A 23,727-nucleotide genomic window follows, 5' to 3' on the forward strand; every position below is an offset into this window, starting at 1 on the left:
GAGGTACGACTTCAAGCCGTACCTCCTATTATATATGTCGCCCTAAGGCGCCTTGTTTACCAAGCAAAGAGAGGATAGTTCTTCATCGTCTCGTTAACTTTCTGGCGAACGCGTGCTATTACAGCCTCGTCCTCAGGAGCATTGAGCACTTCTTCGATAAGTTCGGCAATAAGTACCATAAGATCTTCCTTTGCACCACGTGTTGTTATGGCAGGTGTACCAAGACGTATACCAGATGTCTGGAATGCGCTGCGCGAATCGTAAGGCACCATATTCTTGTTAACAGTGATGTCGGCTGCAACAAGGGCGTTCTCGGCTACCTTACCTGTGAGGTCGGGATATTTAGAGCGCAAGTCTACAAGCATAGAATGGTTGTCGGTACCACCGCTAACTATGGTGAAACCACGCTTTATAAGCTCTTCGGCCAATACACGCGCATTGGTTTGTACTTGCTTGGCCCATGTCTTGAACTCAGGCTTTAGTGCTTCGCCAAATGCAACTGCCTTGGCAGCGATAACATGCTCAAGTGGTCCGCCCTGCTGACCAGGGAACACTGCCGAGTTGAGCAACTGGCTCATCATCTTTGTAACTCCCTTCGGTGTCTTAAGACCCCAAGGATTCTCGAAATCCTTACCCATGAGGATGATACCGCCACGTGGACCACGCAGAGTCTTGTGTGTTGTAGATGTCACAATATGTGCATACTTAACAGGATTGTCGAGCAATCCGGCAGCAATCAATCCGGCTGGGTGTGCCATATCTATCATCAGAAGAGCACCAACCTTATCGGCAATCTCGCGCATACGCTTGTAGTCCCACTCGCGGCTGTAAGCCGAACCACCACCAATAATAAGCTTAGGCTTATGCTCAATAGCAAGTTGCTCCATATGGTCGTAGTTTACACGTCCAGTCTCAGGGTCGAGGTCGTAGCCAATGGCATTATATAGAATGCCAGATGTGTTTACACTTGAGCCATGAGAAAGGTGACCGCCGTGAGCAAGGTTAAGTCCGAGGAATGTATCGCCTGGCTTAAGTACTGCCAACAGCACAGCAGCGTTGGCCTGTGCACCAGAGTGAGGCTGCACATTTGCATACTCTGCACCAAAGAGTTCCTTAATGCGCTCGATGGCAAGATTCTCTACTTCGTCCACAACTTGACAACCACCATAATAGCGTTTGCCAGGATAGCCTTCGGCATACTTGTTGGTAAGGTACGATCCCATTGCTTCCATCACTTCGTCGCTGACAAAGTTCTCTGAGGCGATAAGTTCAATGCCTCTCAACTGACGCTGGTGTTCTTTCTCGATAAGGTCGAAAACTACTTGGTCTCTTTTCATATTGCTTAGGGTTTTAAGGGTTTATATATAATAATGTAGAGAAGCTTATACCAATTCTACATTTTCTATGTATTGTTCCTTGTCGCAGTAGTGGCACTTAAGTATGCCGTGCACCTTGTCTACCACGTTGAAAACGGTGTGCATTGGCTCGTTATTGGTAATGCATTTTGGGTTGTTGCACTTAACAATGCCGCGCAGTTCGTTAGGTGTTACTACGGTTTTCTTCTCAACAACCTCATAGTCTTTGATTATGTTGAGCACCACATTAGGCGCTACAACCGATAGACGTGATATTTCTTCATCTGTGAAGAACTTGTCCGACACCTTGATAATGCCCTTGCGTCCTATCTTGCTTGAAGGATAGTTGTAGCCAATGGTTACAGGATTCTCCAATGTTTGGAGTTTCAGAAGACTAACAACCTCATAAGTCTTCTCTGCTGGAATATGGTCGATAACGGTACCGTTCTTGATAGCGGCTACCAGTCGTTCTGTCTTGTTGTTCATTTTTTTAGATTAATTGATATAATAAAATAAACATTACTACTCAATGATGGTCTTGTCGTTCTTTACATCGTCGAGCGATATACCAAGAACGTCGCAGAAGATAGCCTCGCGAGCAAACAGACCATTGCCTGCCTGCTGAATGTAGTAAGCGTGCTGGCTCTCGTCAACATCGTATGCAATCTCGTTTACACGAGGTAGCGGATGCATAATCTTCATGTTAGGCTTGGCCTTTGCAAGCATCTGGCGCTTTAGGATGTATACATTCTTTACGCGCTCGTATTCCATAAGGTCGGAGAAACGTTCCTTCTGCACGCGTGTCATATAGAGAATGTCGGCATCGGCAATGATGTCTTCGTTGAACTCGGTATGCTCAACATACTTGATACCATGGTTGCGGCAATATATTTTATATTCTTCCGGCATGGCAAGCTCTTTAGGAGCTATGAAGTGGAATGTAGGATTGAAGTGGCGCATTGCTGTGATGAGCGAGTGTACGGTACGTCCATACTTCAGGTCGCCTACAAGATAAATGTTGAGGTTGTCGAGGGTGCCTTGAGTCTTGTATATAGAGTAGAGGTCAAGGAGACACTGTGAAGGGTGCATGTGTGCACCATCGCCAGCATTGACGATAGGCACTGGAGCTACTTCGCTTGCATATTGAGCTGCTCCTTCTACATAGTGGCGCATAACGATGACGTCGGCATAGTTGGAAACCATAAGCACTGTGTCCTTCAGTGTTTCGCCCTTAGAAACGCTCGAAGCCTTTGCGTCAGAGAAACCTATAACACGTGCGCCAAGACGATTGGCTGCTGTTTCAAAGCTAAGACGTGTACGTGTGGACGGCTCGAAGAAGAGAGTCGCTACCACTTTGCCTTTAAGAAGTTCGCGATTAGGATGCTTCTCAAATTCATGTGCCATTTCAAGGAGGTACATTATCTTCTCCTTTGAAAGGTCGGCGATTGTAACAAAATCGTGTCTCATTTGTTTATTTTAGAATTAATGGTTGTTGCTTATTTTCCTTGAAAATCCTTATACGAATGCTCAAGATCCAAATAGTGGAAGTTGTGCTGTCTTTGTTGCTCTAACGGTGGTATTGCCATATAGTTGCCATACTTATTGGATAGGTATGTGTTGTAGTCGGCCACACCGTTAAGCATTGTGTCCTCGAAGGTGTAGGGTGTAGGTGTTCCAAGTGTCGACTTTAGCAATGTGCCTTTGCTGCCATCATCATAGTCGGCAACCAGTCGGCACTTGTCGTAGTCGTATTTCTGTAGCAGAGTCTTGATATGTTCCTGAATCTGCTTCATGTTATATATCTTTCGGCACAGCAGTGGAAGCCATGAACTTGGTCCGTGACCGTGCTTGTATGGGTCGCGATGTATGAGGTAGAGCACACGCTTATAATACTCGTACTTGGCGAAATGCATCTTGCGTTTAAGCCAACCTTCGGGTGCACCGTCAATAGGAAACACATCGAGGTATATGCCACCTATATATTTAAGGTGCATACGTTCGATAAGGGTTGTTGATGCATCCTGTATCTTACCAAATGGCAATGGATATTGATCGTCGTTCTCGGCACATACAAACTCGAATGGTTGCGGCAGCCACTGTTTTGCATTCTTTATAAGAAGATTGTAGTCGGCACGTGGCATAGCAATGTCAATATCGTCGTCCCATGGAATAAATCCCTTATGACGTATGGCGCCAATCATTGTACCTGCCCAGATATAGTAACGCAGGTTGTGCTCTTGGCATACCGAGTGCAGAGTCTTGGCAATGCGAAGTATATGCTTGTGTACATCGTTGATGTTGTAATTCGCCATATTGCAATAGTTTCTGTTAGACAAGTTTTTTTTCAGATGAGGCTTGCTGGTATAAGCTCATTTGCCTGATTGAAGTCTTCTACGGTATCAAGCTCTATAGAGAAGAGGTCTGTGGTGTTGACGGCACGGAACTTGTGTCCCTGAGGTATAAGGCGCTCAAAGGCTCGCTCGTAGAATATGTCTACAAGTTTCTCGTTTTCTATCATCTGCTCAAGTTCGCTATATAGCGCCTTGCTGTATACTGCGTCAATCTTCTCTATGCCAACCGACTCGCCCATTGCCTTTGCTATGTCGAGTGTCTTGCTTATCTCTGTCACCATACCGTCGGCTCCAGCTATAACCTTCATCTCTTCCTCGCCAAGCTTATGTGTATTTACGGCAAGAGCAGTGCCTTCTGTTTGTGCTATGCGTGCAACAATAGCTGGGTCGAAGAGTATGTCGCTGTCTAGTAAAATGAAGTCTTCAGCATCGACACTTGGACGTGCCAGCCACAACGAGTATATGTTGTTGGTGGTTTGGTAGTCGTTGTTCTGTATGAAGGTGAGCTTCATGTCTGGATAATGATTGGTGAGGAAGTTGCGTATCATCTCCTCGCGATAACCAGTAACAACAGTCAAATCGTTTATACCTATTGCTTTGATGCTGTCTACAGTACGCTCAAGCAATGTGCGTGAGCCAACACTAAGCAGGCACTTAGGGCATTTATCGGTAAGCGGGCGAAGGCGCGAAGCCATACCAGCTGCAAGAATCACTGCTTTCATCTTTATTTGTTGTTTAGTGCAATGCGCTTAATTACATCGCACACAAGGCGGTTCTGCTCGCGGCGTCCGAGTGTTATGCGCATATGTGTGTTGATGTCAGGCTCGTTCATAAACTTTACCTTATAGCTTTGGCTAGCAAACTCAGCCTCCAAAGCCTCCTTCAACTCAATAGGATATTTAATTAGGATGAAGTTGGCAATAGACTTGTAAACCTTAAATCCTGGCAAGGCGCCAATCTCCTCGGTATACATAGCGCGTGCCTCGTCCATTACATTGGCTATTTCGCGGTAATGGCTTTCCGATTTAATTGCGGCTATAGCCACCTCTTCGGATAGACGGTCGTAGCCGAGATATTTGTTGGCATAACGGCCAAAGCGTTCCATCATCTCGCCTTTTCCTACAAAACCAAATCCCCAACGCAAGCCAGGGAGGCCATAGAACTTAGACAGTGTGCGGCAGAAGATGATATTAGGATGGCGCTCAATCATATCTTTTATGTAGCTTATGTCGGATGTTACATACGAGGCGTAAGCCTCGTCAACAAGCATTACCGATGTTTCTGGCAACATCTGTGCAAGAAGCTCAAGCTCGTCAACGGTCAGACCGTTGCCGGTTGGGTTATTGGGCGATGCTACAAGCATAATCTTAGGCTGCTCTTCGTCTATCATCTTCTTCAAAGCTTCGAAGTCGTAGGCAAAGGAGTCGTTAGTTTCGTACACGGGATAAAGCATTGTATTACCGTTAACCTCGTCGGCTATAGACTTGTAATACCACCAAGAGAACTTTGGAATGAACATCTTGCGGTTGCCATCTTCGCCTGTAAGGAAGTAGTGAACAGCCATCTTCAGAAGGTCCTCGGCACCATAACCAAGGAGAATCTGTTTTTCGTCGATACCATAGTATTCGGCAAGAAATTCGGAGAATATACTTTTCTTACCCTCATCGTAGATACGGGTGTAGAATGCAAGCTTGCGTATGTCGAAGTTTTTTATAGCGTTCACAACTTCGTCTGATGGGGTGAAATTGAATTCGTTCCTATCGAGATAATTCAACTCTTTATTCATTATAATGATTATTTTTTATTTAGATGCAAAGGTAGTGCAATTTTCTGAGTTAGCAGTAAGTTTGCTCCGAAAAACAAAGAATATTACTGCTAAAGTCACCGAAGCAACGCTGGCGGCTATGGCAATAAGGAAGAATTGACGGTAGCCAATGTCCATTTGTATCAGTCCGGCAAACACTCCAGCTACTATTGTTGTTGTCCAAGTTAAGCTTGCTGCTGTGGCTCGCCTTAACTGGCTTCCGTCTTTTGTTGCAAACAGTTCGACAATGGCTGTATAGGCATTGCTGCCAAAGCCAATAGCTATACCGCATGCCAACATTATGCCACACACATCAAACAGTGAGTAGGCTATGTTGTTGCTTAGATTTTCGAGTAGGATGCTGTATGTAAGTAGTGCTGTAGACATTGGTATAATACACTCTTTCCATTGGCAGCGCCTTATAGCAAGTTTTCCAATCCAGCGTCCTACAAATGTGGCTACTACTCCCACTGTGCCTAAAGCCAGTCCTAACTCTTGTGGGGCAAGGCTCAACCCTCCATTGTGTGTCATATCTATAAGGAATAGGGGTACGATGATAATGGTGAGCGATAGTGGCAGCATAAATATTAAGAAGAAACATAGCATCAGTCGGTTGCGCCAGCCTTGCATCATAAGGTCTACTGCTTTGACATGGTCGTGACCATGCAATCCGAATATATCTTTCTTGGCTACTACAGGTTTCTTGCCACCTGGTAGGAATATGCTATGCCAAAGCCAGATACAGAACTCAACGCCTGCCATTATGTAGAATACAAGGCTCCACGAATAGCGCACGTTGCGCGTAACCACCTCCATATTGCCTGCCAACATTGTCATTACGCCAATGCCAAAAAGCAAGGCAAGGCTCTTGGATAATAGTGCAAACAGACGGTGTTGATGGTTGGCTGTTGCTTCGTCATCGGTGTAGAAGCGGTTGGCAGCAATGCTGTAGAACACTCCTGATACAACAACAAAAGGCATAAAACATAGTGTGCCTTGCAGCCAATATGAAGTTGGCAGCGTGAATGCAACCAACCATAGTGATAGTGCAGATATGAACTCTGCCGAAAGAATCCATACTTTGGTTGTGCCACGGAAGTAAGTTACTACCATTTCGAATAATGGTCGTAGCGTAAAAGGTATGGCTAACAACGATACGTAGAGTGCAATTTGACTGTTATTCAGTCCGTATCTACGCATCATAATAGTGGTAAGCACAAGGACAGACAGCAACATACCGTCGCCGAAGTGCAGCGACGGAAACCATGACCAACGCATACGGCGCGGTGCCGTAGTTTTGGTGTTGTTGGTTGTTGTGTTGTCTGTCATGTGGTTTGTTTTTTTATTTCTTCTTTCCGAAGTCTGGGTCTATCTTCAAGAACGCCGTAACGATGAATGTGATTAGGCAGCATGCCATGACGATGATGAAGAAGGTTTGGTAGCCTACAATATCCTTTATATATCCCGACACCATACCTGGAAGCATCAGTCCGAGATAGGAAATGCCAGTACATATAGAGTAGTGGGATGTTTGAAACTTTCCCTTGCAGTAGTACAGCATATATAGCGTTAGCACCGTAAAGCCTAATCCATATCCAAATTGTTCAACAAATAGGCACGATGATACGAGCCAAATGTTGGAGTTGAGTGTATAGCTTAGGTATATGTACACCACGTCGGGCAATGTTATGGCGCAAACCATAGGCCAAAGCCATTTCTTCATGCCGTCTCTACTAACTAATACGCCACCTATGATGCCGCCAAGAAGCAAGCCTATTATGCCTACAAATCCTTGGGCAAAACCATATTCACCAAGTGTAAGTCCGAGTCCGCCTTCTGTACTTGGGCGCATTAGAAATGTCTTGGTCATTGTATTTAGCAATGCCTCAGGAAAGCGATACAGCAAGAGGAACACCATGGCAAAGATGGTATCCTTTAATTCGAACTTGCTGAAGAATGTTATAAACATCGACTTCAGTTCTCTTGCAATATCGGACGCTTTCTTTTGTGTGGCAACATCTTCGTCAGAGCGTGGCATTACACGACTATGGTAGAGCCATATGCAGATGAACAGACCTGCAAGACCATAGAATACCAAGGTCCATGTGTACACAACACTCATATTGAAATAGTTCTCAAGCTTGTCGGCAAGTTTGGCAAGACCAGCATTGACAAACACAACGGCAAGTCTATAGAAAGTGTTTCTTAGTCCTACATATTTGGTTTGGTTGTGCTCGTCAAGCATCAGCATGTAGTAGCCATCTGCGGCTATGTCGTGTGTGGCACTGGCAAAAGCCATGGAGAAGAAAAAGAACATTGTGCCTTGAAACCAAAATGCTGTTGGCAACGTAAAGGCAATACCAGCCAATGCACCTCCAATGAGCATCTGCATTGTCAGTATCCACCAACGCTTGGTTTTTAGGATGTCTATAAACGGACTCCATAATGGCTTCAACACCCACGGCAGACAAAGCCATCCGGCATACAATGCCACGTCGGCATCACTCAGTCCCATCTGCATATACATAAATACAGACAGGGCTGTTACGATGATGTTGGGCAGTCCCTCAGCAAAATACAGTGTGGGAATCCATGCCCACGGATTGGTCTTCATCATTTGTATATCTTCTTTATCTCCGCGCCACGATAGTAGTGCAGCAAGATGTTGTCGTACTTATAACCTTTGGCACCCATAACAGCAGCACCAATCTGGCACATGCCTACGCCATGTCCCCATCCGGCTCCTGTAAGTTGGAAGGTTTGTGGCACACCATTCTTTATGTCTTCCTTGTCTACCACAAACGCACTGCTATATAGATGCGACTCGCTAAGAGCACGACGAATCTCAAGTTCCTTGCCTACTGTAAATGTACGCTCTGTGCCCACAATCTTCAGTCTACTTATACGTCCGCTTGTACCACGTTCTATTGGTATGATGTCTACAATGTCGCCGAATTCTATCTTCAACTTGTTTGACAAGAGATTCTTAATCTGTTCCTGTGTGTAGGTTACATGCCAGCGATAGAAGTCGGTTGTCTCTTGGTCGTAGTCGTTAAGCACCTCAGACAGAATCTTCTTGTCGTTGGTGTTGCAGAACGACTCAGGTGATGTGCGAATCCATTTATCAGCATTAGCCTCAATAGTTAGATCAGGCAGCTTGGCAGTATCAATGTTCTTGCCGCTGCATCCGTCTTCGCTTGTCACCCAGTCTCTTACTCCAATTAGATAAGGCTTTTTTATATTCTCCCAGCAATACTGGAACTCCTCTGTAGCACCTCCGCAACACTTGGAGAAACGTGCGTCGCATATCTCGTCGCCATCTATAAGAATCTGTCCACGAGTTTCGTGTATAGCCTGTGCAACGTTAGGACTTGTTGCCTTTGTTATACCCTGATAGCGTTGGCAGTGGTCGTCGGCACATACATCAAATATGGTATGGTCCTCACGGTCGTACCATTTTATTAGCTCGTCGTCTTTTCTTATGAACGAGAAGAATCCGTTTTGTCCGGCACCTGTCTGCTGCTTGCGTCGTTGCTCTATTTGTGATAGCAGCCAACTACGTGATATCACAGCATGAGCCTTTAGCAGTTCTAGGCTTGATGTGGCACGCATCTCGCTTGATATAACGCTTTCCAGATACGATTCAACAGGCAATTCGTTTATGGCGCACACCATATCCGAGTCGACAACAAGTCGCAGTGTTCCAAGGAATGTCTGTGTCTCCTGACGTTCCCAGTGATAATTCACGCCTATTGTAACGTCGTGTAATGAGAATGAAGCATCGGTCGACTGTGGATGGAAGGTTAGTTCTCTGTACTGGTTGCCGTTCCACATGATGCCACCCTCATGGAATTCAACAATCTGTTCGCCTTCAATAAGGTTTCCCTTAGCCATATACGGCTTATTGAGCGAGAATGATATCTTGGCTCCGCTTACAATGCCTACTGATACAGATGGTTGCTTTCCGGCAAAGTGAGCAGTAGAGCTGAGCTGGTCTTCAGCACGCATGCGCAGCTTTTCTACTGTTTCCTTGAAATCCTGCTGGCGCATACCACATTCCTTTAATATTTCAAGAGCCTCGTCGGCAGTAATGTTCTCGAAGTCTTCATGTCGTGGTGTAACGATGAATCCCGACATATCTATAGCCCCCGGGCTAATGATTCGCTTGGCATCGTCTTCGGCAAAGTAGCAGTCGGGACGATGTTTAGCACGTGGAATAACAATTGTTATATAGCTGTCACCATCGCGCCATGCCACAATATTCATCATAGGCTCGGTGTCGCCGCCGTGCATAGGCAGTACAGAATGTAGTATACGGAACAGTTGTTCGCCAGTAGCCGTGTCGGTACAGCGTATAACAAATAGCGGAATAGCAGTTGGTATAGCAGCAATCTCGCCTTTATCGTCCTTCTTTATAAGTACCTCCATATCACGGCTAAGTCGAGCCCAATCGGTCTGCAATGGTAACAAGCCTGAGCATATAGCTTGGAAGTGCATATGATCAGGTGCCGATGCTCCACACTTAGGACCGTTATAGAACACGGTTAGAGCCGGATAGATGTTAAGCAATTTGTACATTTCGCCATAGTTGATGCCAATGCTCTGTGGGCGATGTGCACGCAAGGCGATAGTGAAATGCTGCGGCATGATAGGGAATGGATTGACAAGAAGTGTAAAGTTCTTGTCTATCTGCTTCTGCATCTGTTCCTTTGGACGGTTCTGCTCACATAAGAAACAAGGACGCTGAGCTATGCTCTTCTTGTCGATACTTGCTCCGGTAGACACCATTCGTGCCGGGTTAAACTGCAACTTAATTGTTATCTCGCCGCAAGTAAGCTCGCGTGTCTTTACGTTTTGCAGGTCACGGAAGTGTTGACGTGCATCTTCCCACAACTCAAGTTGTCGGTTAAAGAAGCGTTGCAGCGAGCTGTCGGCTGTAGTATCAGTGCATCCAGACGATAGTTGCTGACGTGCGGCAATCTCAAGAGTGCGTAGACGGTCCTTATACAGATTGTTTGCATTCTGTCGTTCAATGCTAAGGGCTGCATCGCTATTGCCGTCCCAACGGCGGCATAGATACAGTTCGTCGAATATTCTGCCTATACGATACTTGCGCGAGAAGGCAAGTCCAAGGGCATAATCCTCGCCGTAGCTTGTATTAGGAAATTGTATCTGGCGCAATATTGGTGTAAAGAAAGCACGTGGAGCGCCAAGTCCGTTTATGCGCAAGGCATTGTTCGGACCATTTAGGTCGGTCCACTCGCGATGGTCTATTAGGCCTGGAGGCAATGTTTCAAGTTGGAAGTTGCACATACGATAGCTTCCTACGATCATGGCAGCCCCTTGACGATGAAACTCATCAACGATGCGCTGCAACGTTTGTGGTGATGAGTATAGGTCGTCACTATCGAGCTGGACGGCAAATCTACCGCATCGCATATCGTCTATTGCAATATTCCAGCAACCGCCAATACCGAGATCGGTGCGTGTTGGTACGATATGTACAAGGCGTTTGTCGGTTTCGGCAATAGAGTTGAGTATCTCTGTTGTGCCATCGGTAGAATGGTTGTCTACAACAATTACATTGAACTTGAATGTTGTCTTCTGTGATAGAGCCGAGTTTACGGCATCTGCCACCGTTTTAGCACGGTTGTATACAGGTATAACTACAGATGCCTCGAAGTCGAAGTCTTGCTCACTGAAGTCGGGACGTGTATAATGTGCCGTGTCTACCAATGCCCCTATGGTGTCAAGATGCTTGGTTGCCACTTGTTCCATCTCAACTTGGACATCGCGGTTGCGTGGATTTACGTAATCAAACTGACGTTCGCCACTCTTGCGCAAGTCGGTTTCTATCTGAGTATATAGATACTCGTTAATGTGGAAAATCTGTGCCTTACGACTGATGAATAGGCGGAAGTCGTAAAGTCCAGCCCATTCGTATGATGTATTTGAGCGTTGTGCTGCATATTCGTGCAACAATGACGAGCGGATAAGCAATAGCTGGCCGAAGTCAAAATCGTCGCGTATGCTTCCCACTTGATAGTCAATAGTGGGATGTTTCTCTACCTTATCCTCCTTTTTAATATAGCTGTCGGCATATACCATACCAGCTCCACTGTCTGTAGCTACGCGCAACAGGCGTTCAAGAGCATGCAAACCAAGGCTTACGGGTGTGGTTTTAAGGCTAAGAAGCACATAGTCGGCGTCGGTATGGGCGTCGATATCAAGCAATGTCTTAGTAGATGCGAGGCTGCCGATTGTAATGAAAGTACAGTCGTCGGCGCTGCTTTTGTCAAGGCTTGCATTTGCTTCATCGTCAATCAGCAGATTTATATGTTGTATGGTCTTGCTTTGTCTTAGCGTTTGCAGCGTTTCCTTTATGTCGGACAAATCGCAACAAGGCATAAAGCAGTCAATTTTCTCTCTCATTGTTATTAGTTTGTATTTATTTCGGTTATTGTATGGCAAAATTACACAAAATATTCTAAGCATCTGCCTTAACAGCGATATTATTTATTGGTGACGATGCTATTTCATTAGTTAATGTAGGTTAATAGGCTGATTTGGATTTTGGCACATTGAAATCAAAAAGCTATTTTTGTCAATGAAAAATACAAACAAACGATTTACAACATGAGGAAATATGTCTTTTTGGTATTCTTTGCGTGTTCGGCAATACTTTGCGCCCAGGATAATGGCAAATGGAGTTTGGTACGAGAACATCAGCAGAAGAGTTTTGCAAATACAATTCCACCTGGCAACTACAGCGGCATCACTCCGCTTGGCGACGATGTCTATGCGATGGTGAGTGATAAGTCGGACTCGGCTCTTTATTTTAATGTACGTCTGTATATAAGCAAACAGACTGGCGAACTGTTGCAGGCCGAATATCTTGGACCGCAAGGAAGGGTGGATACTATATCGCTCGACAACGAGGCTATTGCGCGTGTGTCCGACTCGACTGTGGTTATAGCAAGCGAGGGTAAGTATAGGTTGAAGGAGTATATGCTTAACAGCGATAATGTTGACCAAGGTCTGTGGGAATGGTCTATGCCTAGGTCTGATTTCTATCCCAACTATGTTTTCGAGTCGGCAGCTTACGATAGCGTGCATCACCGACTTTGGACTATAAACGAGAGTACTATGCTACGCGACGGAAAACCGGCTACAACGCAAGACCCGCATAACAATGTACTGCGTCTGATATCCTTCGACTGGACCAATAAGCGCAACGCTTCGCCCGTGTCGTATCTATACAAGATGGATATGCCCACAACGATGAAGAGGGCTATGACGTACGTCATGGGTGTTAGCGAGCTATGTGTCTTGCCAGATGGCAAACTGTTGGTGCTCGAACGCGAGGCTTTCATCCCTCACATTAAGCTTGGTGCTTTCTGCCAATGCAAGTTGTATGTAGTCGATCCGTATATTGAAACACCATATGCTCTTGACAAGGAATTGGAGCCTGGAGCTCCTTATGTAACTAAACATCTGTTGACATCATGGCGCACCAAGCTTGGCATAACCAAATATCAATGGGCTAATTACGAGGGCATGTGTCTTGGACCGAAGTTGGAGAATGGCGACCAGGTGGTAGTGCTTGTAAGCGACTCGCAGGACGGATATGCGGGAGTGCTTAAGGATTGGTTTAAGACTATTGTAATAAAGAAACAATAGGCGAGTCAAATCTGATATTTCTTTTTTTATTTAACGAGCTATACAAAATCGGGTCTAAAGAAAGCCAAGCGACTTTCTTTAGACCCGATAAATATTTAATGACGATTGTCTATTACATTACGCCGTCAGCACGAAGCTTCTCCTGCCACTTCCATGCTGAGCGAAGAACATCGTCGAGCTTAGCTTCAGCCTTCCAACCGAGAACCTTGTTAGCCTTCTCTACGTTGCCGAAGATTTCCTCGATATCGCCCTCACGACGTGGACCGAACTTCCAGTTAAGCTTAACGCCAGTTGCCTTCTCGAATGTGTTTACAATCTCGAGAGTAGAGTTGCCCTTACCAGTACCAATGTTGAAGAACTCTAATGGCTCAGTCTCCTCATCGAGTACGCGGCGCATTGCAGCTACGTGAGCCTTAGCAAGGTCTACTACATAGATATAGTCGCGGATACATGTTCCGTCAGGAGTACTGTAGTCGTTACCGAAGATGGTAAGCTCTTTACGTATACCCATAGCAGTCTGGGTTACGAAAGGAATGAGGTTGTTAGGCACACCGTTTGGCAATTCGCCAATCTCTGCAGATGGGTGAGCTCCTATTGGGTTGAAGTAGCGCAGAACGATACTCTTGATATTTGCACCGCTGTGGATGTAGTCGGTGATAATCTGCTCGTTGATTTCCTTTGTGTTGCCATAAGGAGATGTAGCCTTCTGATGTGGGCAATCCTCCTTTACAGGCAGGTTCTCGAGCTTAGGCTGACCGTAAACAGTGCAGCTTGACGAGAAGATAATGCCCTTGACATTATACTTAGGCATGAGCTCAAGAAGGTTGACAAGCGAGACGATGTTGTTGCGATAGTAGAGCAAAGGTTTTTGTACGCTCTCGCCTACAGCCTTTGACGCAGCGAAGTGAATGATACCCTCGATGTCTGGATACTTAGCGAAGACAGCCTCTGTGGCAGCAAAGTCGCGAAGGTCTACCTGCTCGAATGCAGGACGAACGCCAGTGATCTTCTCAATGCCGTCGAGTACCTCGATCTTTGAGTTTGACAGGTTGTCAACGATAACTACTTTGTAGCCAGCTTCGATTAGTTCTACAGTAGTGTGTGAGCCGATAAAACCGGTTCCACCAGTTACTAAGATTGTTTGTTTCATTTTGTTTAATATTAATGGTTGGTTAAAAATTAAGTCAATATGTATGTGGGGCTTTTCAGAACAATGTATGTTGCTGATATCTTTTGGGCTTTTAGCCCGTGGCGTTTAGTTGCCAAAGATAGCCTTCAGACCATTGTCTACACCGCTGAATCCCATAAATGCCAACGACAGCAAGCCTGCTGTGATGAGCACAATGCTCATGCCGCGCATGCCTTTAGGCACATTGGTAAGTGCAAGCTGTTCGCGCAGACCAGCAAACACAATTAGCGCAAGTGCGAAGCCTATGGCTGTAGAGAAAGCATACACAACACTCTCGATAAGCGAGAATTGCTTTTGTATCACAAGAATTGCCACACCAAGCACGGCACAGTTGGTTGTGATGAGCGGCAAGAATATGCCAAGAGCCTGATAGAGTGGGGGAGATATCTTCTTCAGTATAATCTCTACCATCTGCACCAACGATGCTATTACCAGGATGAACGATATGGTTTGCAGATACTCGATGTGCAGCGGAACCAGCACAAACTGCTGTAAGAGGAACGTTACTATTGTGGCAAGCGTAAGTACGAAAGCCACGGCAGCGCCCATACCCATAGCCGTGTCTACCTTCTTCGACACTCCGAGGAACGGACATATGCCTAAGAACTGCGACAAGACGATGTTGTTTACGAATATCGCCGATATGAAGATTAGTATGTATTCCATTTCTTTGATGTTGTAATGTTATGTCATTTTTATCACGCTTGTGTAGTGTTTAGCCTCTAAGCTTGTTTACTATAGCTATAAGATAGCCAAGTGTGATAAAGGCTCCCGGAGGCAATACAAACAACAATACGTTGCATGTCTCGGGCAGCAAGGCTATGCCGAACAGTGTGCCGGCACCTATCAGCTCGCGCACAGCACCGAGTAATGCAAGTGCAAAGGTAAATCCTAATCCAATGCCAATGCCGTCGCATATGCTTGCAAGTGGATTGTTCTTGCAGGCAAAAGCCTCGGCTCTGCCAAGGATGATGCAGTTTACTACTATAAGCGGTATGTATATGCCCAGCGACTTGTTGATACTTGGCAGATAAGCCTCCATAAGCATTTGCAGCGTAGATACAAAGGCTGCTATCACAACTACAAACACAGGTATGCGCACCATGTCGGGCACTACATTCTTAATGAGCGATATAACGAAGTTGCTGCATATCAGCACAAACATTGTTGCCAGTCCCATAGACATGCCGTTGATGCCCGATGTGGTGGTGGCAAGTGTAGGACACATTCCAAGGAGAAGCACAAAGGTTGGGTTCTCCTTTATAATGCCGTTGGTTATTGTTTTGATATAGTTCATACGTTCGTTGTTTTATTCTGTTGCTTCACATGCCTGTCTAACAGCCTTTAGAAAGGCTCTCGATGTTATTGTCGAGGCTGTTATGCCGTCGATGTCGCCATTGTCTTTTGATACGGCGAAGCTTTTGCTCAGTGGATCTTTACCGATGATGCTTCCCTTGCCGTCCTTCTGAAACCATTCTTCGGCTTTGATGCCTAAGCCTGGAGTCTCTGATGTTTGTCGTATGGCATAACCAAGCACCTTGCCTTGAAGGTCGAGTCCTACAAGAACTGTAAGGTCGCCTCCAAATCCCATTGTGGTACTTTCTACTGCTTTGCCCAATGGGGTGCCGTTTGTCAGGGCCACGTAGTGTACAACAAACTCGTAAGTCTTTCCGTCAAACTCTTTTGTTATGTTCTTTACGTCAGTCTCCTTTACTGTTTTGCCGCCCATAACCTTACTAATGTCGGCGGCAAGTGAACGTTGTTGCTCGGCAAGTTTAGGCGCTTCTGTTACGTGGTTTACCCAAGCAAGCAGGCCACCTGTTATCAGAGCCACACATGTCAATACTATGACCATGTTGGGCAATGTAGACTTTAGCTTCTTCATTTCTTCAGTACCTCCCCAAATCGTTTAGGTTTGCAATAGTTGTTGATAAGTGGCGTAAAGGCGTTCATTATCAGAATAGCGAACGACATGCCTTCTGGGTAGGCTCCCCAGTTGCGTATTACTATGGTTAGCAAGCCAATTGCTGTACCGTATATCAGTTGTCCGCGTCGGGTCATAGGCGATGTGGTATAGTCGGTGGCCATAAATATGGCTCCAAGCATCATACCACCGGTAAGCACAACTGATATTGGGTCGGCATAGATGGGGTTGGCTATGTGCAACACCGATGCAAATACGAATGCCGAGAGGATGATGCTCACAGGTATATGCCATGTGATAATCTTCTTCCAAAGCATAAACGCCAAACCTAACAACAAAGCCAAGGCGCATACCTCGCCTATAGTGCCTGCTCCGCCATTGACATTATTGCCAAGCAACAGATGCAGCGAGCTTGGCATAGAGTCGAGCACGGATGCGTCGCCAGAGCTGATGGCTTTCTTCATAAGGCTAAGTGGTGTTGCTCCAGTTGTAGCGTCAGTATAACTCATCTGCTGACCAACAACAGGCCACGATGTCATTTGTACTGGAAAGCTTACAAGCAGCATGCATCTGCCCACAAGAGCCGGATTGAAAAGGTTGCAACCCAAGCCTCCGAATGTCATCTTGCCTATACCTATTGCCACAACAGCTCCAAGTATAACGATGCCTACAGGCAAGTTACAGGGAAGGTTCATACCAAGCAATAGGCCTGTTATTACAGCCGAACCGTCGTCAAGAGTAGGCTTGCGGTGCAGCATATACTTGGTTATTACCCATTCGGTTAGCATACATGCTGCTATGCTTGACAGGCAGACTATTACCGAGCCTATGCCGAAATAGGCAAACGACACAATCAAGGCTGGCATTAGGGCGAATATCACGCCGTACATATTGCGCTTTGTGCAGTCGCCGCCGTGTATGTGGGGTGATAGTGAAACTATGAGGTTTGACATGCGGTGTATTAAGTGAAGAGTGAAAAGTGAAGAGTGAAGAATCCGTTTGCCGGTATTCTATGTTATGCTCTTGTTTTGTTATTGTTTTACGTTAAAGGGGTTGGCGATGAAATAATTTGTTGTCTCTTATTTCTTAGCCCTTCCCTTTATTATTGCCATTACGCTTTGCTTGCCTATGCGTATATTGTCGAGCAGCGGTCTAAATGCGGGACATGTAAACTGGCACGAGCCACACTCGATGCACGATGTTATAAGTTCTTCCTCGCACTTATCCCACATCTTCATTGATGATGCTGTTGCAAGCAGGTAAGGTTCGAGTCCCATAGGGCAGACATCTACGCACTTGGCACAACGCAAGCATGGTCCTGGCTCATGGCGTTTGGCCTCGCGTCCGCTTATTACGGTTATGCTGTTTGAGCCCTTAACGATAGGAGCGTCGATGGATATAAGTGCCTTGCCCATCATAGGTCCGCCCGACAACACTTTGTTCTCGCTTACAGGCAGTCCGCCGCAAGCCTCTATCAGCTCGCTTGCCGGTGTTCCCATGCGTACAAGAAAGTTGGCGGGCTTTGCCATCTCCTTTCCTGTTACGGTGGTGTAGCGCTCGAACAGCGGTTTATGCTTCATAACAGCCTCGTATACTGCGAATGCTGTTGCCACATTCTGCACAATGGCGCCCACATTTACCGGTATGGCAGGAGGCGCGGGCACTTGTCTGTTTATCACAGCATCTACAAGTTGCTTCTCGCCACCTTGTGGGTATTTCTGTTTCAGTTCAACAATTTCTATATTGTCATTATTCTTTGTCTTCTCCTTGAATAGGGCTATAGCTTTGGGTTTGTTGGCCTCGATGCCAATGTATCCGCGGTTGGTTTTGGCAGCCTTCATCAATAGATCCAGACCAACAAGTATCTCGTCGGCATGCTCCATCATCAATCGGTAGTCGGCTGTTATGTATGGCTCGCATTCCACACCGTTCAATATCACGCATTCGGCTGTGCATCCCGGAGGAGGCATAAGCTTTATGAAGGTAGGAAATCCGGCACCACCCATACCTGTAACGCCAGCCCATTTAATGCGGTTTACAATCTCCTCGGGTGTCAGTTCGGTGTGGTCTGCCACACGCTCAAGTTTTGTAGAGCGGTCGATAGTTTCTTCCCATTCATCGCCTTCTACGTTTATTATGATTGCAGGCTTGCGATAGCCTGATGCATCTATGGTTGTGTCAACCTTGAATACAGTGCCCGACACACTACTATATATAGGTGCCGACACAAAGCCTCCGGCTTCGGCAATGAGTGTACCTACCTTTACGTGGTCGCCCTTTTGTACTACCGGTTTGGCAGGTGCGCCGATATGTTGAGACAGAGGAAACACTGCTTGCTTAGGCAACGGGGCTGCAACAGTAGGTATTTCTGCTGATAGCTTGTTTTCCTCGGGATGTATTCCGCCTATTCTGAATGTTCTCATTATTCTGCTTGTAATGTTTTTAATGGGGGAAAGTTGACGCTCACTATTGCATGTCGTGGACATGCCTTCTCGCATTTGCGACACATGCGACACTTGGTTGGGTCGATGTAGGCCAGATTATTTTCTATAGAGATAGCATCAAAGGCACACTCCTTGGCACATTTGCCACAGGCTATGCACGATACGTCGCAAGCTTTGACTGCAGCTGGACCTCGGTCTTTGTTTTGGCAACTTACGTATAGACGTTTGTCCTTAGGACCGCGTGGCCGCAATTCGATTATGCCTCGTGGACATGCCTTTGCGCAGGCGCCGCATGCTGTGCACAAGTCGGGATCAACCTCGGGTAGTCTGGTTTCCTCGTTAATCTTTATGCCACCGAAAGAGCAGGCCTCGGCACAATCGCCACAACCTAAACAGCCATATCCACATGCTGTCTCGCCCATGCCACATGCATTCATGGCACGGCAGGTATTCAGTCCGTCATACTGGGCTATAGTCTTGCGCTTGTTGCAATCGGCCTGACAGCGCACTACAGCAATGCGTCGTTCGCCTTCTGCAACAGTCATTCCCAGTATGTTGGCTATCTTCTTCATTGTCTCGTTTCCGCCTACAGGGCATGCCAATCCTTCTATAGAGCCATTGTCAGCTGCCTTTACAATGGCGGCAGCCAATCCAGAGCAACCAGCAAAGCCGCATCCGCCACAATTGGCTTGTGGTAAGGCTTGCGCCACCTCGCCTATGCGAGGGTCCTCGGTTACGGCAAAGCGCTTGGAGCATACGTATAGCACAACAGCCGCAATAATGGCTATAGCGCCAAGAACGACGAGTGCTGTAAGGATGTAATTCATAATTGTTGTTATTGTTTCTTGGTTTAAAAATTGTTGGTCGGCGGTTCCTGTTTGTCGGTCAACTGTATATTTACGTTGGTCAACGTTTCTGCTAACTGTTCTTTATTGGCAATCGGCAAGGCGTATTTCGAAGTGCCGGTTGATGCTCTTTCTTGCCATATATATAATAAGGTAATAAACCACAAGCACACCTATTGCGCAAAATGCAGCTGTCTCGTCCTTTGCACCGGCATAGTGAATGGCAAGCAGAGAGGCTACAAATAGCAATAGTGGCAGTCCGAATCCAATAATCACGGCATTGCGTCCCGATTTGGCTGTCATCTCCACATGCACGCGGTCGCCTTTGTTGTATTTTGCAAGACGCTTGTCTTCTACGTCAACATACATTGTTTTACTGCTGTGCACCTTGCATCCGTTGCTTGCCTCGCACGTTTGACATGCCGAGGAGCGCATAATCTGTATGCGTGCGTGGGTGCCGTTTATGCTTTCTATCACCCCGCATTGGCGTATCTTGGTGGTCATATCTTAGTCGTTTATTTGGCTTTATTAAGGGTGCCGATGTGGTCGGCATACTTGTTGAACATTGCAAAAGTACGATTTATATGTGGTAATGGCAAATAAATTGTTGATATTTTGTTACTTTTGTTTGGGCTATACACTAAAAAAGTGTACATTTGCAATATAATCTAAAACACTTTAGCGAAATGATGAAACCTTCTGAACAAACAACACAACAGATTGAGCGTTTTCTTAAGAAAATTGCCCAGAAATTCCCTACCAATGAAGATACCTCTTTAGTGACGGATATTCATGTTAGGGTGTCGCAGGATAGTGGCGAAATGGTGGCATTTGATGATGACGACAAGGAGATAACTCGTTGTGTCGTTGAGCAGTGGATTGGAAACACAGACGAAGACTTCTACGACAACGTAGAGCGTGTGTTGCACAACACCATTGCTACATTCAACATACTTGCCGACAACCTCGGCATATTGAAGCCTTATAGCTTTGTGCTTGAAAACGACGATAAGGAGACGGTTGGCGAACTTTATATTGCCGACGACGATACTGTGATTATCGGCAAAGACCTTATGGAGGGGCTTGACAGCGACCTTAACTCTTTCCTTGATACATTGTTGAAGGAAAACTAAAGAGTGGGTTTGGGCTTGTCATGTTATATAAATATATGTGACTTAATGTGCTGTATATCCCTTAAAAAGTAATATATATTAAATGGCAAAGTAATATATATTAAATGACTAAGTAATATATATTGCTTTGCCAAGTGATATAGACTCATGTCAGCATTCAGAATCTACCTTACATCTGCTTATAAGCGCAAGGCTCGTTTTGGTAAACAATCCGGAACGTCCATTAATACAAAGCCTCATGTGAGTCGTTTTGCGCATATCGGCATCAAAGCTGCCATGGTACAGGCTTGTAAGTCTGCTATGCAGCATAATGCGGTAATCAAAGCATACGCACAGAGGCTGTACGCAAAAGGCAAACATGAGGGAATTGTCATGAATAATGTAAAGAATAAGGTTGTGCACATTATTTTCAAGATGATACAGACACAAACCTTATGGGAACAGGAATACCAACAAAAACACACGAAAGAGGACAAAGCTATTCCGGAAAAAATGAAATAGGAGCCACCGAAGCAGCTCCTATGATTAATGCGGCGTTGAAAACTCCTTCATCTGTTGTTGAATGCACATTTATAGAAGAACATTCTTTTCAAAAGAACAGCAAAAAAACTTCAAGTTTTTCTTGCGTAGAAACATAGAATGCACACCCTTATTGTTGCAATAATCCTCAGTTACTATGCGTAGAGCCTACGTATAGAGAGTGAGCCTTAAATTCTACAACGTTTGATTCTCGACATATAAGAACGCAATGAACCCTTGCTAACACAAAGCAGATCTGATATCTCATCATCGCTTTTGCCTATATGTTTCAACATCAAAATCAATAAATTCTGTGTAGTTAGATTATTATATTGGTGTTCCATTTGAATAAAGAAATCTGCATCAACAACTTTATAAAAAGTCAATATGTCCTCCATAGCCCTTGCATCACGCTTTTCAACAATTTTGCCCAAACATACCCCCTCATACAACTTATGCCCATGCGAAACACTCTTAATATAAGAATCCATTTTTCTCTCCATCTCTCTAATTAGAATCTTCTTCTCCTTATTGCTGTCATTTTTTATTTTATTCAAATAAGCTATTTCATTTGCATAGTTTTCAAGTTCTTTTTTCTTTGACCGTATTTCCCGATTGTTTTTTCGGTAAACTACAATAAATGTAACAGCAATCAATATCAACACACCAACTAAGATACAGAATATATACACCATTTTCGACATTTTATGTGTATTGTTTATAACTACATTCTTATAATCTGCCTTATACTGTATATCCTTCACATTTTCTTTTTGATGCTGTTGAGCTAAAGAATCCATGATATCTATTTCCTTATTGAAAAAGAAAGAAGCCTTATCGTAGTTATTTTGACACTTCATTACATTTCCTAATCCATTTAATGCCTCTGCTTCATGTCTAAGACTTACAGATTCTTTCAATTTCTTTTGGTACATTTTTTCTGCTTTCTCATAGTCCTTCATCCATAAATAATATGCGCCAGCAATTCCACACACAACTGGATCTTCACCCAATTCCAATGCTTTGTTAATATATAATTGTGCTTTAACGGTATCATTTTGAGTAATATAATATGCACAAACTTCTGCAAAATACACTCTTTGTTCTTCCTTAGTGCCATATTTTATATAAGGTATATACTGCTTTGTACATATATTAGCACTATCATGATTCCCTATCATATCAAAACTAATAGATTCGTAGTATTTAGAGAAAAGAAATCGGTCTGGACTTCTTAAATCAATAGCAATCTTACTACTTTTCTTTGCATACTCAAGAGAAATGTGATAATTTTCAGACACAAAATTGCAGAAAGCTAATGATGAATAAATCTTATATTTCACTTGTAAGCTACCTCCTTCTGCTAATTTTTCTGCCTTTTTAAAATATACGATTCCTTCGGAAACATTACCTCTATCATACAACTCACCACCTTTATAGTAATATAGTTCAGATAGTTTTGCTTTGTCGTTATATTTCTCGTAATAAACAATACAGCTATCTATAATACAATTCGGTATCGGCTCATATTTTCGCGAAAGTATCTGGATATGCAGGAGTTTTAAATAATATAATTCTTCTTCCGACATACCATTCTCGTTAATTACCGCAAGTTGTTTTTCGGCTTTATTAATACTGTCATGGACCAAGAGACTATCTACATATGATAGTTTCTGAATAGCTGAGCCTGGTCGACAAGCAAATAAAATAAAAGTAATGAGAATGATAAGTAAATGCTTCATTTTTCTTTTTTTTATACTGTATACAAAAGTAATGGATTTATCCCATCCTAACAAATTAAAGCTTAGAAATTGTTATATCATACAGAAGTCTTTATTGCAATACGTATTGCGAATAGGGGTATTTATCTATAATAAATTAAAGATAACAAACTATATATCAATACATTAATAGCTTTTCAACAATGCAACAGCAACAGTTCTTTTTACGGTCATATAATTGTGACAAAGAGATATTTTTATTAGATTTGCAACAATAACAATCAAAATAGTAAAATTATGAACAAGATTTATTTTTTAATTCTTCTATCCATGTATAGCATAGGTATACAATCTAAGGAGAATAAAATCATACATGAGCATCACGAGAAATCACTGAATGCTTATGTCGAAAACGAATACTATATCGTAATAAACAACGGTGAAAATGTTAAAGAAAAGAATAACGGACAAATCAAACGTCCTCATCGTAATCCTTCAAATGTTGGCATACTTACATTAGTTTTTAATTCGGATTTCTCAAACATATCTATCTGTATAAAGAAAAATGGAGACACTGTTTATTATGACAACGAACTATCCATTAAAACTTTTGATATTATTTCTATTAACATTAAAGAATTTGGTAGTGGTTTATATTCTGTCCAAATCAAAGAAGAAGAAAAAGTGTTATTAGAAAGAGAGATTGAAATAGACTAACTGATTCACCTTTAAAAAGGTACCGTTCAAAACAGAGTGGGGGAA

At 44.3% G+C, this 23,727-nt stretch carries 22 protein-coding genes; 4 read left to right on the top strand and 18 right to left on the bottom strand.

Annotated features, from left to right (window positions below):
• Nucleotides 1-56: 56 nt before the first annotated feature.
• The 9 genes from glyA to C9991_RS13185 are packed head-to-tail and all read right to left on the bottom strand — an operon-like array spanning nt 57 to nt 11,942.
• Complete coding sequence (gene glyA / locus C9991_RS13145) at nt 57-1,337, bottom strand: serine hydroxymethyltransferase (protein ID WP_106812984.1); 1,281 nt, start codon at nt 1,335-1,337, stop codon at nt 57-59.
• Between the two features lie 45 nt (nt 1,338-1,382).
• Nucleotides 1,383-1,841: an aspartate carbamoyltransferase regulatory subunit gene (gene pyrI / locus C9991_RS13150; RefSeq protein WP_106812985.1), complete on the bottom strand. Its 459-nt coding sequence runs from the start codon at nt 1,839-1,841 to the stop codon at nt 1,383-1,385.
• Between the two features lie 36 nt (nt 1,842-1,877).
• Nucleotides 1,878-2,822 carry an aspartate carbamoyltransferase gene (pyrB, locus tag C9991_RS13155; RefSeq protein ID WP_106812986.1) on the bottom strand — a complete coding sequence of 315 codons (945 nt, stop codon included), beginning with the start codon at nt 2,820-2,822 and terminating at the stop codon, nt 1,878-1,880.
• 29 nt (nt 2,823-2,851) lie between these two features.
• Nucleotides 2,852-3,667: a LicD family protein gene (locus C9991_RS13160; RefSeq protein WP_106812987.1), complete on the bottom strand. Its 816-nt coding sequence runs from the start codon at nt 3,665-3,667 to the stop codon at nt 2,852-2,854.
• A 32-nt stretch (nt 3,668-3,699) separates the two neighbouring features.
• Nucleotides 3,700-4,428, bottom strand: coding sequence for a phosphocholine cytidylyltransferase family protein (locus C9991_RS13165; RefSeq protein ID WP_106812988.1), 729 nt, complete (start codon nt 4,426-4,428; stop codon nt 3,700-3,702).
• A 2-nt stretch (nt 4,429-4,430) separates the two neighbouring features.
• A complete protein-coding gene (locus C9991_RS13170) occupies nt 4,431-5,492 on the bottom strand; it encodes a pyridoxal phosphate-dependent aminotransferase (RefSeq protein WP_106812989.1) in 1,062 nt (353 codons plus the stop codon).
• Between the two features lie 15 nt (nt 5,493-5,507).
• Nucleotides 5,508-6,839, bottom strand: a complete 1,332-nt coding sequence (locus tag C9991_RS13175) for an MFS transporter (RefSeq protein WP_106812990.1) — start codon at nt 6,837-6,839, stop codon at nt 5,508-5,510.
• 13 nt (nt 6,840-6,852) lie between these two features.
• Nucleotides 6,853-8,127: an MFS transporter gene (locus C9991_RS13180; RefSeq protein ID WP_106812991.1), complete on the bottom strand. Its 1,275-nt coding sequence runs from the start codon at nt 8,125-8,127 to the stop codon at nt 6,853-6,855.
• Nucleotides 8,124-11,942 carry a DUF4922 domain-containing protein gene (locus C9991_RS13185; protein ID WP_106812992.1) on the bottom strand — a complete coding sequence of 1,273 codons (3,819 nt, stop codon included), beginning with the start codon at nt 11,940-11,942 and terminating at the stop codon, nt 8,124-8,126. The genes C9991_RS13180 and C9991_RS13185 overlap by 4 nt, the downstream gene beginning before the upstream one ends.
• Before the next feature lie 204 nt (nt 11,943-12,146).
• On the opposite strand from C9991_RS13185, the gene C9991_RS13190 reads away from it, so the two are divergent.
• Entirely contained in the window at nt 12,147-13,190 is a 1,044-nt protein-coding gene (locus C9991_RS13190) for an esterase-like activity of phytase family protein (RefSeq protein ID WP_106812993.1), read from the top strand.
• A gap of 112 nt (nt 13,191-13,302) precedes the next feature.
• Here the strand turns inward: C9991_RS13190 and galE are convergent, their stop codons facing one another.
• From galE to C9991_RS13230, 8 genes are all read right to left on the bottom strand, one after another.
• A complete protein-coding gene (gene galE, locus C9991_RS13195) occupies nt 13,303-14,340 on the bottom strand; it encodes a UDP-glucose 4-epimerase GalE (RefSeq protein WP_106812994.1) in 1,038 nt (345 codons plus the stop codon).
• A 105-nt stretch (nt 14,341-14,445) separates the two neighbouring features.
• Complete coding sequence (gene rsxA / locus C9991_RS13200; RefSeq protein ID WP_106812995.1) at nt 14,446-15,045, bottom strand: electron transport complex subunit RsxA; 600 nt, start codon at nt 15,043-15,045, stop codon at nt 14,446-14,448.
• Nucleotides 15,046-15,094: 49 nt separating this feature from the next.
• Nucleotides 15,095-15,676, bottom strand: coding sequence for an electron transport complex subunit RsxE (gene rsxE / locus C9991_RS13205; RefSeq protein WP_106812996.1), 582 nt, complete (start codon nt 15,674-15,676; stop codon nt 15,095-15,097).
• Nucleotides 15,677-15,688: 12 nt separating this feature from the next.
• Complete coding sequence (locus tag C9991_RS13210; RefSeq protein WP_106812997.1) at nt 15,689-16,264, bottom strand: RnfABCDGE type electron transport complex subunit G; 576 nt, start codon at nt 16,262-16,264, stop codon at nt 15,689-15,691.
• Nucleotides 16,261-17,256, bottom strand: a complete 996-nt coding sequence (locus tag C9991_RS13215; protein ID WP_106812998.1) for an RnfABCDGE type electron transport complex subunit D — start codon at nt 17,254-17,256, stop codon at nt 16,261-16,263. Before C9991_RS13215 ends, C9991_RS13210 begins: the two co-directional genes overlap by 4 nt.
• A gap of 126 nt (nt 17,257-17,382) precedes the next feature.
• Nucleotides 17,383-18,726, bottom strand: coding sequence for an electron transport complex subunit RsxC (gene rsxC / locus C9991_RS13220; RefSeq protein WP_106812999.1), 1,344 nt, complete (start codon nt 18,724-18,726; stop codon nt 17,383-17,385).
• Nucleotides 18,726-19,574: an RnfABCDGE type electron transport complex subunit B gene (locus tag C9991_RS13225; RefSeq protein ID WP_106813000.1), complete on the bottom strand. Its 849-nt coding sequence runs from the start codon at nt 19,572-19,574 to the stop codon at nt 18,726-18,728. The genes rsxC and C9991_RS13225 overlap by 1 nt, the downstream gene beginning before the upstream one ends.
• Nucleotides 19,575-19,676: 102 nt before the next feature.
• A complete protein-coding gene (locus tag C9991_RS13230; RefSeq protein WP_106813001.1) occupies nt 19,677-20,096 on the bottom strand; it encodes a SoxR reducing system RseC family protein in 420 nt (139 codons plus the stop codon).
• A gap of 185 nt (nt 20,097-20,281) precedes the next feature.
• On the opposite strand from C9991_RS13230, the gene C9991_RS13235 reads away from it, so the two are divergent.
• Complete coding sequence (locus tag C9991_RS13235) at nt 20,282-20,725, top strand: hypothetical protein (RefSeq protein WP_106813134.1); 444 nt, start codon at nt 20,282-20,284, stop codon at nt 20,723-20,725.
• A 434-nt stretch (nt 20,726-21,159) separates the two neighbouring features.
• Nucleotides 21,160-21,363 carry a hypothetical protein gene (locus tag C9991_RS16760; RefSeq protein WP_157949478.1) on the top strand — a complete coding sequence of 68 codons (204 nt, stop codon included), beginning with the start codon at nt 21,160-21,162 and terminating at the stop codon, nt 21,361-21,363.
• Between the two features lie 69 nt (nt 21,364-21,432).
• On the opposite strand, the gene C9991_RS13245 is transcribed toward C9991_RS16760, so the two are convergent.
• Complete coding sequence (locus C9991_RS13245) at nt 21,433-22,986, bottom strand: tetratricopeptide repeat protein (RefSeq protein ID WP_106813003.1); 1,554 nt, start codon at nt 22,984-22,986, stop codon at nt 21,433-21,435.
• Nucleotides 22,987-23,262: 276 nt separating this feature from the next.
• Between C9991_RS13245 and C9991_RS13250 the strand changes: the two genes are divergently transcribed.
• Nucleotides 23,263-23,682, top strand: coding sequence for a T9SS type A sorting domain-containing protein (locus C9991_RS13250; protein WP_106813004.1), 420 nt, complete (start codon nt 23,263-23,265; stop codon nt 23,680-23,682).
• Nucleotides 23,683-23,727 lie beyond the last annotated feature (45 nt).

The organism is Prevotella merdae (assembly GCF_900290275.1).
Classification (GTDB): Bacteria; Bacteroidota; Bacteroidia; order Bacteroidales; family Bacteroidaceae; genus Prevotella; species Prevotella merdae.

Coding starts and splice junctions, on each gene's coding strand:
- glyA (WP_106812984.1), bottom strand. CDS start 1,337: ATGAAAAGAGACCAAGTAGTTTTCGACCTTATCGAGAAAGAACACCAG.
- pyrI (WP_106812985.1), bottom strand. CDS start 1,841: ATGAACAACAAGACAGAACGACTGGTAGCCGCTATCAAGAACGGTACC.
- pyrB (WP_106812986.1), bottom strand. CDS start 2,822: ATGAGACACGATTTTGTTACAATCGCCGACCTTTCAAAGGAGAAGATA.
- C9991_RS13160 (WP_106812987.1), bottom strand. CDS start 3,667: ATGGCGAATTACAACATCAACGATGTACACAAGCATATACTTCGCATT.
- C9991_RS13165 (WP_106812988.1), bottom strand. CDS start 4,428: ATGAAAGCAGTGATTCTTGCAGCTGGTATGGCTTCGCGCCTTCGCCCG.
- C9991_RS13170 (WP_106812989.1), bottom strand. CDS start 5,492: ATGAATAAAGAGTTGAATTATCTCGATAGGAACGAATTCAATTTCACC.
- C9991_RS13175 (WP_106812990.1), bottom strand. CDS start 6,839: ATGACAGACAACACAACAACCAACAACACCAAAACTACGGCACCGCGC.
- C9991_RS13180 (WP_106812991.1), bottom strand. CDS start 8,127: ATGATGAAGACCAATCCGTGGGCATGGATTCCCACACTGTATTTTGCT.
- C9991_RS13185 (WP_106812992.1), bottom strand. CDS start 11,942: ATGAGAGAGAAAATTGACTGCTTTATGCCTTGTTGCGATTTGTCCGAC.
- C9991_RS13190 (WP_106812993.1), top strand. CDS start 12,147: ATGAGGAAATATGTCTTTTTGGTATTCTTTGCGTGTTCGGCAATACTT.
- galE (WP_106812994.1), bottom strand. CDS start 14,340: ATGAAACAAACAATCTTAGTAACTGGTGGAACCGGTTTTATCGGCTCA.
- rsxA (WP_106812995.1), bottom strand. CDS start 15,045: ATGGAATACATACTAATCTTCATATCGGCGATATTCGTAAACAACATC.
- rsxE (WP_106812996.1), bottom strand. CDS start 15,676: ATGAACTATATCAAAACAATAACCAACGGCATTATAAAGGAGAACCCA.
- C9991_RS13210 (WP_106812997.1), bottom strand. CDS start 16,264: ATGAAGAAGCTAAAGTCTACATTGCCCAACATGGTCATAGTATTGACA.
- C9991_RS13215 (WP_106812998.1), bottom strand. CDS start 17,256: ATGTCAAACCTCATAGTTTCACTATCACCCCACATACACGGCGGCGAC.
- rsxC (WP_106812999.1), bottom strand. CDS start 18,726: ATGAGAACATTCAGAATAGGCGGAATACATCCCGAGGAAAACAAGCTA.
- C9991_RS13225 (WP_106813000.1), bottom strand. CDS start 19,574: ATGAATTACATCCTTACAGCACTCGTCGTTCTTGGCGCTATAGCCATT.
- C9991_RS13230 (WP_106813001.1), bottom strand. CDS start 20,096: ATGACCACCAAGATACGCCAATGCGGGGTGATAGAAAGCATAAACGGC.
- C9991_RS13235 (WP_106813134.1), top strand. CDS start 20,282: ATGAAACCTTCTGAACAAACAACACAACAGATTGAGCGTTTTCTTAAG.
- C9991_RS16760 (WP_157949478.1), top strand. CDS start 21,160: ATGGGAACAGGAATACCAACAAAAACACACGAAAGAGGACAAAGCTAT.
- C9991_RS13245 (WP_106813003.1), bottom strand. CDS start 22,986: ATGAAGCATTTACTTATCATTCTCATTACTTTTATTTTATTTGCTTGT.
- C9991_RS13250 (WP_106813004.1), top strand. CDS start 23,263: ATGAACAAGATTTATTTTTTAATTCTTCTATCCATGTATAGCATAGGT.